Below are 11,052 nucleotides of genomic sequence, written 5' to 3'. Positions count from 1 at the left end.
GTACGTCACCCCGCTCGAAACGAGATCCTTGCTCAGGCAGAACCTCGTCCCGGCAGCGTAAACACCCGCTGTCCAGTTCGCGGGGGGAACTTCAGTTCGCGCAGATCAGCGTTCTCGCACGAACCTGGCACGCGGCGACTGATCACCGCACACGGCAAAACGGCCTGGGTCTTGGACCTGGGCCTTCTCCATGGAGCGGGCGACGAGAACCGAACTCGTGCTCTCAGCTTCGGAAGCAACGGCGCTTGGTGAGCCGCATGGCTGCTGAACTGGTCATATGTGCTCTGGCGTGGCGGCCCGGGGAGCGGGATCGTACCGCTGTTGACCGTGGTTGACCGGTCTTAAGGGCACGCTGTGGGCACCGCCGTCCGATGGGAGACGCAGGAAGCCCCTGCGCAGCGACCGAAGGGCGCCCGGGGTCCGGGCGCGAGCACCGGCCGCACTGCGTCTCATGACGCACGATTGCCCGGCCGTCCTCTTCGCTCCGCATCGGAGTACATCACTCATCCCGCAGAGCCGTTGGCGAGTGTGACGCACTCACGGAAAGTACCGGCAAAGGTCGCGACCCCACCGCTGGGCGCCGCGGATCTCTGTGCAATGATCCCCGCCTTGTTGATCCGAGCAGAATCGGGCTTCCATGCCTTCGCACAGATGCCGCTTCCTTGTTGCTCCGGCAGCCATCACAGCTCTCGCCCTCGCCCAGGCGGTCACCCCGGTCACCGCAGCATCCGCGGCTCCGACCGACGTCTCCACCACGCTGGCCGCACGCACGACTTCCGTGCCTGCCGCAGATGAGATATCGGGTTCCGGTCACGTGGTCGTCTGGCGTCAGAAGACCTCAGCCGACACTCTGGCGCACGGCTGGCTCGCCGTCTCGGGAGGCACACCGCGGGATCTTGGCCGGCTTGCCGACACCGGCGAAACGGTGAACGTCGACGCGGTGTCCGTGCAGGACGGAGTGGTGGCCGTTGCCACCTCAGCCAATCCGAACGGCGATCTCGCTGATCATGTCACCTTGCGCCACCTCGACTCCGGTGAACAGGACACTCTTCCTGTCGCATACGACAGTTCGGGAGCCGCGGGGGACGAGCGCTACCGTGCGCAGGCCGGCAACGGCATCCTCGTCCAGCAGAGCTACTACGACGACAGTTCCGCGTATCGAGTGCGCCTGCTGCTCCGCACACCCGGCAACGAGGACCGGACGCTGTTGTCCGATGACGAGCAGTACGAAGTCCTCGCCTCGGACGTCCACGGCGCCCTGGTGCTCCGGCGGACCGCGCCCGGCTGGGGCCACAAGATCGTGTACATCGACTTCGCCACCGGCGCTTCGGTCACCGTGGCGGAGCCCGCGACCGACGAGTTGCCTCAGGGCCTGGAGTTCACCCCCAGCCATGTCGGGGTCATCGACGGTGCAACCCTGACCGAGTGGCAGCGGTCGGCGCCCGGGGACGGCTCGTCGACCGTCACCCTGCCCGTCAGCGGGGCGCACTGGATCAGCGATGACACGCTCGCCTGGTACCAGTTCAGCGTGGACGACGGCGGCGGCGTATCCGAGCTGTTCGCGATGGCCAGGGACGGATCCACGCCGGCGAAGGACCTCGGCGGGACCTTCACCGACCTCGCGGTCGGCGACGACGGCAAGATGCGCGTGACGCTCTACCGGCCCGATGTCGACGCCGCGATCCAGACCCTCACCGACGGCCGGGTGTCCACCACGACCGGCGACGCCACCACGATCCCCGCGGGCCCCGCCAGACTGGACGCCCTGGCGCTGTCCGACGGCGCGCTCTACACGGCCGACGACTCCTCCCGCCGGCAGGGCGTCCTGTTCCGCTCGGACCTCTCGGCCACCCCGGCCGGGGCCTCGGCGAGCACGCCGGCCCGCGTGCTGAACTACTCCGCCGGCCTGGTGCACCAGACGCTGGCCGCCGCCGGGGGCCGGGTCCTGGTCGAGCAGGGCACCCCCTACGAGCCGGGCCACTTCCAGGTGTACGAGGACGGCAAGCTGGTCGGGACACCGCTGAACTACTACGACGTCTCGAAGGTGCACGTCGTGGACTTCGACGGTGAGCACGTCCTGGTGTCGGACAAGACGACCGCGGCCGACGGCACGCTTCTCCTCTACACCTTCGCGAGCGGCCACATGGAGAGGGTGCCTTCCGGCTCCGCTCTGGACGGCGGCGCCGTGTACTCGTCGGTACGGAACGGTACGACGTCCAGCTGGTGGATCAGGCGGACCGACCTGACCACCGGCACCGTCACCACCGCCGCCACCGTGAGCTGCCTGCCCGGCGACCTCCAAGTGCGAAGTTCCCGGATCCTGTTGACCACCTGCGGGGCCGCGTCCACCACCGGCCTGCTGCTCAAGACGGGCAACTCAACCGGCACCACCGTGGACGCCTCCGTACACACGCCGATCCTCGGCAAAGACGTGCTCTACACCTTCACCAAGTCCTCGGGGGGCGTCACGCTGAACGCCCAGACGCTGGGCGGCACGGCAACCGCGGCACAGCCTCTGTTCGCCCTCCCGCAGAAGGCCGACTCCGCCGCCGCCGAGAGGTGGGCGGTCGACCGCGACGCGCCCTGGGCGGCCTGGATGGACGACGCCGGCGTCACCCACGTGACCTGGGCAGGCGTTCCCACCGCTGTGTCGGCCGCCGCCCCGACCGGCTTCAGCCCCAACGGCGACGGCTCGGCCGACACCTGGACCCCCACCTGGACCTACAACCGGCCGGTGAGTTGGACGCTCACCCTCAAGTCCGGCACCACGCAGGTCCGTTCCCTCTCCGGTACGGCCTCCGACGGCACCGTCGAACCGGTGTGGAACGGAACCACGCAAACGGGCACCGCAGCTACCGACGGCGCGTACACCTGGACCCTGACCGTGCGCGACACGGTGACCGGCCGGGCGGCGGCCGACGTCGCCGGCAAGGTGACCCTGCGCCGACCGGTCCCCGCCGCCTCCGTCACCGCGCCGACCGTCGCGAGCAGCGCGGCAACGAGCGCCGCGGTGCCGGTCGCCTGGTCGGCCAAGACCACGGGTGTGAAGTCGTACGACGTCGGCTGGCGGGCCGCCACCCGTGACAGTGCGGGCGTCTGGAAACTGGGGCCGCTGCAGACCTGGCGCACCGGCACCACGGCCACCTCTGCGGTCTTCGGCAAGGCGGGCAGCCCCGTGCAGCCGGTTCCCGGACTCACCTACCGCTTCTACGTCCGCGCCCACGACGACGCCGGCCAGACCGGCCCCTGGAGCAAGGCAGTGACCACCGGCATCCCGCTCGACGACCGCGCGACGGCACTGCACTACACCGGCACCTGGAAGTCGGTAGCGGCATCCTCCGCTTGGTCCGGCACCGAGCGCACCTCCGCCACCAAGGGCGCGTACGTGTCCTTCTCGGCGGATGGCACCCAACTGCGCATAGTCGCAACACGGAAGTCGTCGGGCGGGCGCTTCGCGGTCTTGGTGGACGGAAAAACGGTCGGTACGGTGAACACCTACGCCGCGACGACGGCCTACCGGCAAGTGGTGTGCACCTACACGCTCGGCACCACCATCACGACCCACAAGGTGCAGTTGCGGGTCCTCTCCGGCAGCACACCCGGACGATCAACCGTCATCCTCGACGCCATCATGGTCACCCGCTGAGTCGGCCTGCCCGGCCGTGAGGCTGCCACGACAACGGCAGCCTCACGGCCGATGCGGTCGTTCCTCCGCCGTCACCGAAAGGGGCAGGGCCGGTCTGAAGACCAGAGGCCGGCCGACGCCACCGGAGAGCCAGCATCCCAAAACACAAACCCCAGGCCACTGACCTGGGGTTTCTTCGTGGAGCGGGTGACGAGAATCGAACTCGCGCTCTCAGCTTGGGAAGCTGATGTTCTACCATTAAACTACACCCGCGTAAGCACGGACATGATCCTCGCGGAGAGGATGTCCGGACGCTCGCTCACTGTACATCATCGCAGACCCCTGGTGCCGAGGCCCGTGGGTCTGCGTCTGTTTCAGGGTGGGGATCCGGCTGCGGCTGGGGCGAGTTGGGGCGTACCGTGGAGGCCTGGCGGAGGGGTCGGGGGAGGCCGGAGTGCCGCCTGGAGAGTCGCGTCTTTGATCCCGTAATGTGGCTTTTGTCGTCAGGGTGGTACGCCCGACGAGGCTCTTGGGGAAGGGACTTAAGGGACTTGATGGAACGCACCGTCGTCCGTTGCGCGGACGGGCACGTCTTCAGCACCGCTTCGTTCCCGATGCAGCAGGCCGAGCGGCTCGGCCCCGGCCGGCTCATGAGGTGCCCCCGGTGCGCCCGGCTCCGCAGCGTGGTGCCGGTCGCCCTGGAGAAGCGCTAGCGGGCCCGGTACAGGCAGCAGCGGTAACAGAGGCAAGCGGTCGTCACGGAGATCGCATTCGGTAACACAGGCGCGCGGAGTCGTCACGATTGTCACGGCTCCGCGCGCCTTGCGTATCCTCGCTACGTGCTTCTCTCAGACAAGGACATCCGGGCCGAGATCGACGCCGGGCGGGTACGGATCGATCCCTACGACGAATCCATGGTGCAGCCGTCGAGCATCGATGTTCGGCTGGACCGTTACTTCCGGGTGTTCGAGAACCACCGGTACCCGCACATCGACCCCTCGGTCGAGCAGCCCGATCTGACCCGGCTGGTCGAGCCGGAGGGCGACGAGCCGTTCATCCTGCACCCCGGGGAGTTCGTGCTCGCCTCCACGTACGAGGTCATCTCCCTGCCCGATGATCTTGCCTCTCGGCTCGAGGGGAAGAGCTCGCTCGGGCGGCTCGGGCTCGTCACGCACTCCACCGCCGGGTTCATCGACCCCGGGTTCAGCGGGCATGTGACGCTGGAGCTGTCCAATCTGGCCACGCTCCCCATCAAGCTCTGGCCGGGGATGAAGATCGGCCAGCTGTGCATGTTCCGGCTGTCCTCGCCCGCCGAGTTCCCCTACGGCAGCGAGCGCTACGGCTCCCGGTACCAGGGCCAGCGCGGGCCGACCGCCTCGCGGTCCTACGTCAATTTCCATCGGACCCAGGTGTGAGGGCCACAGCAACATGAGTGAAGTGCGGGAGAACCTGACCTACGAGGCGTTCGGCGGTGCCATCCGCGAGCTGGCGCAGACCATCGCCGACGACGGGTACGAACCCGACATCGTGCTCAGCATCGCCCGGGGCGGCGTGTTCGTCGCGGGCGGCCTCGCCTACGCCCTCGACTGCAAGAACATCCATCTGGTGAACGTGGAGTTCTACACCGGGGTGGGGACCACCCTGGAAATGCCGGTCATGCTCGCGCCCGTCCCGAACGTCATCGACTTCTCCGACAAGAAGGTGCTGATCACCGACGACGTCGCCGACACCGGCAAGACGCTGAAGCTCGTGCGCGACTTCTGCCTCGACACCGTCGCCGAGGTGCGCTCCGCGGTGATCTACGAGAAGTCCCACTCCCTCGTGAAATGCGAGTACGTCTGGAAGCGGACCGACGACTGGATCAACTTCCCGTGGAGTGTCTTGCCTCCAGTACATAAGTCAGGAGAGGAGGCCAAGCTGAACAAGGAGGCACTCTAGACTCGTACGCGCGTTCGTAACTCCATAGAGTGAGAGCACGACTGCGAGTTCCAACCGATCCTGTCGCCAGTAAGTGTGACCGGCTGAGCACACAAGCTCCCTGAGAGTCTCACGGCAAGATGCACGACAATTGCTGAAGAGGCTGTTTTGGTACTCGGCGGGGAGCCGTGAATGGATGCCTCGGATGAACTTCTGCGAGGGGATGCCCCTTCGGCTCTGCTGACTCTGGATGGTGTCGTCAGCAGTCTCAACGCTGCGATGGCCATGGCACTGGACAGGACGACGGAGCAGTGCCTGGGACGCGGCTTCGGCGATCTGTGGCCTGCAGACCAAAGGTTTTCGGCCGAGAACCTGGTGACCCATGCCGCTGCGGGCAAGACGGTCGCGATGCGGGCGTTGGAGTTCCCCGGGTCGGGCGAAGCATCCGTTGCCTGCTTGATCGAGGCGCGACCGGTGAAGGATCCCGCACGTGGCACGCGACAGGTATGGGTGCACGCGCTCGACGCGCAAAACGACCTCGCCAGCCTGCTGATCCCATTCTTGTTGGCGGCGAAAGCCAACAATTTCGCCCTTTGGCTGTATACACCCCATAATGACCTGCTTGAATGGATGGGCGGCGCATCTCTCTCGGCGGAGCTGTTCGCAGAGGCCACTTCGGTGTCCGACGTCATGCCGCGGGTCCACCCCGATGACCGGGAGGCTCTGCGGCAGCTCCTGGAATTGACCACCTCCTCGCTGTCCCCCTGGGTCAGGTTGCGGTACCTCACCGAGCATGAGGGCTGGCACCACCTGGCCGCCAAGACCCGCCGTATCCAGCTGGGCTACGGCGGCCCCGAACGGATTCTCGGTCTAATCCGCGACGACACCGAGCAGGTGGAGCGCCAGGAGAGGCTGCAAGCCGCGTTGAGCGCCGAGCGAGGACGTGCCAAAGAGATCGGCGACATCTCCTCCGCCCTGTTCTCCGCAGCCACGGAGCAGGAACTGCAGCAGGTCATCCTGACCCGTCTCGCCGCGACTTTCGGCGGTGCCGGCGCCCTGCTCGCGCTTGTTGAGGAGGACAGGCTGTGCGTGTCTACCGATGCCGGGATAGCCCTGTGGGAGGTAAAGGATCTTCAGGGCATGTCTCTGCATGATCTGGGCCCGCTGCAAGTAGCGATCCTCAGTGGCAAGTCAGAGTTCATCCCTGATCGAAAGGAGTTCGACCGCCGATGGTCGCGGACGGCCCGTTTGCCGTGGATCGGCCGCCTCGGTTCCGACTACGCCGTCGCGATCACCCCCCTCGGCGAGTCCGGCGATCAACCGCTCGGGGCTTGGATGGTGGTCTTCGACAGCGGGTACCGACCGGCCCTGGACGACTGGGCCTTCATGACAACACTGGGCGACCTCGCGGGCCAGGCATTGAAGCGCATCCGGCTCCAACAGGCGCACCTCGAACTGGCTACAGCGCTGCAGCAGAGCATGCTTCCCACGCTGCCCGCGCACCTCCCGGGCCTGGAGGTCGCCGCCCGCTACCACCCGAGCCAGGACAGGCTCGACATCGGCGGAGACTGGTACGACGCCTTCGCCCTGCCCGACGGCACTGTCGCCCTGGAGATCGGCGATGTACAAGGGCACGACGTGGACGCCGCTGCCTTCATGGGACAGGTGCGCCTTGTCATGCGCGCGATCGCCACCCACGCACCGGCCCCGGGAACGGTGCTGACCCGCACCAACGAGTTGATCGTCGCGACGGACTCTGCACGATTCGCCAGCTGCAGCATGCTGCACCTCGATCCACGCGAAGGCCAGGTCACCGGCACCAATGCCGGTCATGTACCGGTGCTGTGCGCGCACAAGGACGGCAGCCACACCATCCAAGAGCTGCCGGGCGGGCCGGTGCTGGGAGTCGCGCCCGACATCGATTACCCCGAGGAAACCTTCACGCTGGGCATGGACAGCGCGCTGGTCATGGTCACCGACGGTGTGGTGGAAGGCCCGGGACTGACGTTGGACGCCGGGCTGGAGCGCGCCGGCACACTGGCCGCCCAAGCCCTACGGGACGGGCTGAATGCGGAGGGGATCGCTGACCGGGTCCTCGACACAGCGGTCGCGGTGGACCATGCCGACGACGTGGCCGTACTGGTCATCCGACGCACTTGAGTGCATCAAGCTGGCGGAGCGTCGTCAATCGGGCGACGACGCCCACGTCAGCACATGCTTTGAGATCCGGCCTCATCCTTATCAGGTCGATCACGGGGATCTTTCAACGACGACCACCCGCCCCTGCGCCTCGGCCGATCGTTCACTGGGGTCCGGTGTCGACCGCTGCCGTCCGTGCTTGTTGGTGTCAGCCGCTGGTGTCAGCCGCCGCACGCGGTCTTGACAAGCTCGGCTGACTTTGTCCACGACAATCCAGTCCAGTGGAGGCACAGGCTCAGTTCGAGCCCGCAGGAGAGGGGCCGAGCCTTTCGATGACCTCGCGCATCTCCGTCTCGTCGGCCTCGTAGACCGTCTCGCCCATGCGAGGGTCTCGTGCATGGAGTGTATGGATGAGTGGCCCGTGGGGCGCTCCGAGGTGGACGAGGGAGGCCGACGGACCGTGGACGGCGCGCTCGGTGCCGGGGCGGGCGGTCAGGTCGATGCGGCTGACGACGCCGGGCGTGACCCAGACGGTCGCTTGTTCCAGGTGAGCCAGCATCTGTAGGTGGAAGTGCCCGCACAGGATGAGCTGGACGTCGGTCCTGCGGATCGTTTCGGCTAGCTCTGGGCTGTTGTGCAGGCCGAGCGCCTGCTGAACTTCGACGTCCAGGGCAACCGGTGGGTGGTGGAAGGCCAGGACGGTGCCCTGTGGTGCCGGGGTGGCAAGTAGTTTGCGGAGCCAGTGGAGTTGGTCGCCGTCGAGTCGGCCGTAGCCTTTGCCTGGAACGAGCGTGTCCAGCGTGATCAGTCGCCATCCGTCGACGGTGGTTGCCCCTGCCGCTCACCCACGGCTCCCTCGTATACCGCGTCGGGCTGAACGTGGCCGCTGCCGAGCACGTCTGCGAATGCAGTGCGGTCGTCGTGGTTACCGGTTGTGTAGAAGACGTTCGCCCGTCGTCGTCCGGCGTAGCCGGACAGGAGTTCATGGGCCCGCGTGTACGCCTCACGAGAGCCGTCGTCTGCGACGTCGCCGGTGACCACCACCGCGTCGAGGTTGACCAGATGATCTAGTTCGCCCAGCAAGCGGCAGAGTGCTGCAGTGCCATCGGCCCCGTCGGCGTCGGGGCCGCCGGACCGGTCCAGGTGGGTGTCCGAGAGGTGCAAGATCCGCATCGTCCGAAGTTAGCCTCCGTCACCAGCGCCAAGCCATGACCTTTCTCGCCATGGCGTCCTCCTCCGCCGGTTCCCGGCCGGCCCCGCCCGCGATCGAACGGCGACGGGCGGGGTGCTGCCCGAAATGCTGAACGACTGCCGCCAGGCTCACGAACAGAACTACGCGGCTTTCCCCTTCGGGCCTGGAGCACCAGTTTGGAAGATCGCGTATGTGGATGTGCGGTGACCTGGCGAGAGGCTGACCTGCGCGGTTCCGGGCTGGTCGCCGTGACTCCCCGTTGTTCCCCGTGCGATACCCGCTCATCGGGCACGCGGGGGGCACGCGCGGCTCTCTGCCGTGTTGTCAGCCCTCCTGCGTCCCAGAGGTGTCAGCCGTTGCAAGTCTGTTGATCGTCCAGCGAGGCTGATACCGGGACGTGCACCTGGGTTCACGTGACGACGCGGCCATGGTGGCGGCGCCGGTGGTTGTTGTCGAGCTGACGGTGAAGGGCGACAAGAGCGGCGTCATCGCTGAGACGTCCGTGGGTATGGGCGAGTAGATCCCGTTGGATCTGGTGGAGCAGCGCTGCGGGGCTGGCCCTGTTCCATTGGGCGGCCCGCGCCTGAAGCGGGTAGAAGTGGCCGTCGACGTCGCGGGCTTCGATGACGCCGTCTGTGTAGAGCAGGAGTGTGTCTCCCGGCTCGAAGGCAGCCACGTCGATGATGTAGGCATCCGGACCGGCTCCCGTGATTCCCAGTGGTGGCGCGGGATGCAGGTTGGGGACTGTGAGGATGCTGGTCGGGCTGAGCAGCAGTGGAGGGGGATGGCCGCAGCTGATCATTCGGATGACGTGTTCTTCGTAGGGGAGCTCCAGCAGCAGCGCGGTCGCGAAGCGCTCGCCGGCCTCCGCGGACGGCTCGAAGTCGGCCAGGTACCGGGTCACGCTCTGCTCCAGCGTGGCGGCCAGATCGGGAAGAGTGGCGTGCCGGTGGGCGGCCTCACGGAAAGCTCCGAGGAGCAGGGCGGCTTCACCGATGGCAGACAGGCCCTTGCCTCGGACGTCTCCGATCATGATGCGCACCCCGCCGGTGATGCGGGTTGCCGCGTACAGGTCACCGCCGATCTGCGCCTCGTCCTCGGCGGCCAAGTACCGGCAGGCGATCTGCAGGGGCCCCATGCGCTCCGGCAGCGGCCACAGCAAGCCGTGCTGCGCGGCCTCGGCAACCGACCGCACCTTGGCCAGCTGGCCCAGGCGTCGCTCGCGCATCACGCAGAAGGCCACGCACAAAGCTGACAGCACGGCCAGGGCGAGGAGCTGGAACAGCACGTTGCGTGTGAACAGTGCGCCGAAGTGCCAGCCGATGTCTGCCTCTGCCGCTTCGGACAGGAGGCCGATCAGACCGGTGAGTAATGCGTCGGCGAACATGGCGGTGAGCGCGGGGGCGATCACCAGCAGCGGGCCGAGATGCATGTCCTCGGGGGTCAGCTGGTCGACTGCCGTGATCACTACGATGAGACCGACCGGAATGAACAGCAACGCGCGCCTTGGCCCTCGCGGCTGCCGCACACCGGCCGAGCTGTGCCCAGCGTTCACATCTCCCACACTGCCACCGTCCGTGACCCTCGACGAGTGGTCGGCGCCGACCGCTGCTGTTCGCGCTTATTGATGTCGGCCACTGGTGTCAGCTGCCGCAGCGGCTCTTGACGAGGGCTGTGTGCGGCCGGCTAGTGCCGTGACCGGGAAGGTTCACCGGGTCTGGTCGTAGAGTCTGGTCTGTGTCAGTTGACCAGGGGCAAAGTCCGCGACCGATCGACCAGTGCCGGGACGTCCAAGACGTCCTGGACCAGATCCGGCTGCGTCCCTCCATGTGGGTTCGCCAGGGGTGCCTGCGGGACTTGCAAAACATCTTGATCGGCTATGCCACGGGCTTTGTCCGTTCACGGGGTCGACGAACCTTTCGCCCTGTCGCCCGGTGGTCCGTTCGCCGAGTGGTTGCGCGCTCGTCGAGGCTGGTCGATGTCTTGCGGCTGGGCTGATGCCATCGAGCGGCATGCCGATGGAGAGGACCCGCTGACGGTGTTCTTCCATCTCTTGGACGAGTACCGGTCTGTCTGCGGGTCTGAGTGCGTTGTGGCAAAGGGAGTCCCTGTTCGATGAACAGGGGCTTCTTCGTGTGCGGGGCATGATCGCGGAGGGGTAGGGGCAGGCAGCGGACGG

The 11,052-nt window shown here is 67.0% G+C and carries 8 protein-coding genes, 1 tRNA gene and 1 pseudogene; 5 read left to right on the top strand and 5 right to left on the bottom strand.

All coding sequences use genetic code 11. From position 1 onward, the window contains the following. Positions 1 to 637: 637 nt before the first annotated feature. Complete coding sequence (locus ACIBJF_RS49070) at positions 638 to 3,646, top strand: hypothetical protein (protein ID WP_399184389.1); 3,009 nt, start codon at positions 638 to 640, stop codon at positions 3,644 to 3,646. Positions 3,647 to 3,824: 178 nt separating this feature from the next. On the opposite strand, the gene ACIBJF_RS49065 is transcribed toward ACIBJF_RS49070, so the two are convergent. Beyond that, positions 3,825 to 3,898: transfer RNA gene (locus ACIBJF_RS49065), tRNA-Gly, on the bottom strand. Positions 3,899 to 4,179: 281 nt separating this feature from the next. On the opposite strand from ACIBJF_RS49065, the gene ACIBJF_RS49060 reads away from it, so the two are divergent. From ACIBJF_RS49060 to ACIBJF_RS49045, 4 genes are all read left to right on the top strand, one after another. Next, positions 4,180 to 4,338, top strand: a complete 159-nt coding sequence (locus ACIBJF_RS49060) for a hypothetical protein (RefSeq protein ID WP_351812453.1) — start codon at positions 4,180 to 4,182, stop codon at positions 4,336 to 4,338. Positions 4,339 to 4,464: 126 nt separating this feature from the next. Beyond that, positions 4,465 to 5,040, top strand: coding sequence for a dCTP deaminase (gene dcd / locus ACIBJF_RS49055; RefSeq protein WP_362111351.1), 576 nt, complete (start codon positions 4,465 to 4,467; stop codon positions 5,038 to 5,040). Between the two features lie 13 nt (positions 5,041 to 5,053). After that, the gene (locus ACIBJF_RS49050; protein WP_399184388.1) at positions 5,054 to 5,563 is read left to right on the top strand and encodes a phosphoribosyltransferase; all 510 of its coding nucleotides are present in this window, start codon (positions 5,054 to 5,056) and stop codon (positions 5,561 to 5,563) included. 171 nt (positions 5,564 to 5,734) lie between these two features. Continuing rightward, positions 5,735 to 7,702, top strand: a complete 1,968-nt coding sequence (locus ACIBJF_RS49045) for a SpoIIE family protein phosphatase (RefSeq protein WP_399184387.1) — start codon at positions 5,735 to 5,737, stop codon at positions 7,700 to 7,702. A gap of 274 nt (positions 7,703 to 7,976) precedes the next feature. Here the strand turns inward: ACIBJF_RS49045 and ACIBJF_RS49040 are convergent, their stop codons facing one another. The 4 genes and pseudogenes from ACIBJF_RS49040 to ACIBJF_RS49025 all read right to left on the bottom strand — a co-directional run bounded on the left by ACIBJF_RS49040 (position 7,977) and on the right by ACIBJF_RS49025 (position 10,260). Beyond that, positions 7,977 to 8,240: a hypothetical protein gene (locus ACIBJF_RS49040; protein ID WP_399184386.1), complete on the bottom strand. Its 264-nt coding sequence runs from the start codon at positions 8,238 to 8,240 to the stop codon at positions 7,977 to 7,979. 66 nt (positions 8,241 to 8,306) lie between these two features. Next, positions 8,307 to 8,480: pseudogene (locus ACIBJF_RS49035) on the bottom strand (metallophosphoesterase family protein); the annotation flags it as partial. A gap of 5 nt (positions 8,481 to 8,485) precedes the next feature. Beyond that, positions 8,486 to 8,854, bottom strand: coding sequence for a metallophosphoesterase (locus ACIBJF_RS49030; protein WP_399184385.1), 369 nt, complete (start codon positions 8,852 to 8,854; stop codon positions 8,486 to 8,488). Between the two features lie 428 nt (positions 8,855 to 9,282). Continuing rightward, complete coding sequence (locus tag ACIBJF_RS49025; RefSeq protein ID WP_399184384.1) at positions 9,283 to 10,260, bottom strand: PP2C family protein-serine/threonine phosphatase; 978 nt, start codon at positions 10,258 to 10,260, stop codon at positions 9,283 to 9,285. Positions 10,261 to 11,052 lie beyond the last annotated feature (792 nt).

Origin of the sequence: Streptomyces sp. NPDC050743, from assembly GCF_044456925.1 — a bacterium.
Classification (GTDB): Bacteria; Actinomycetota; Actinomycetes; order Streptomycetales; family Streptomycetaceae; genus Streptomyces.
The sequence above is the reverse complement of the archived record's forward strand: the minus strand, read 5'-3'. Positions and strand labels throughout refer to the sequence as shown.

Bases quoted from the DNA above. Each gene is read 5' to 3' on its own strand.
- ACIBJF_RS49025 (WP_399184384.1), bottom strand. From the start codon at position 10,260: ATGTTCGCCGACGCATTACTCACCGGTCTGATCGGCCTCCTGTCCGAA.
- ACIBJF_RS49070 (WP_399184389.1), top strand. From the start codon at position 638: ATGCCTTCGCACAGATGCCGCTTCCTTGTTGCTCCGGCAGCCATCACA.
- ACIBJF_RS49060 (WP_351812453.1), top strand. From the start codon at position 4,180: ATGGAACGCACCGTCGTCCGTTGCGCGGACGGGCACGTCTTCAGCACC.
- ACIBJF_RS49050 (WP_399184388.1), top strand. From the start codon at position 5,054: ATGAGTGAAGTGCGGGAGAACCTGACCTACGAGGCGTTCGGCGGTGCC.
- ACIBJF_RS49040 (WP_399184386.1), bottom strand. From the start codon at position 8,240: ATGCTGGCTCACCTGGAACAAGCGACCGTCTGGGTCACGCCCGGCGTC.
- ACIBJF_RS49045 (WP_399184387.1), top strand. From the start codon at position 5,735: ATGGATGCCTCGGATGAACTTCTGCGAGGGGATGCCCCTTCGGCTCTG.
- ACIBJF_RS49030 (WP_399184385.1), bottom strand. From the start codon at position 8,854: ATGCGGATCTTGCACCTCTCGGACACCCACCTGGACCGGTCCGGCGGC.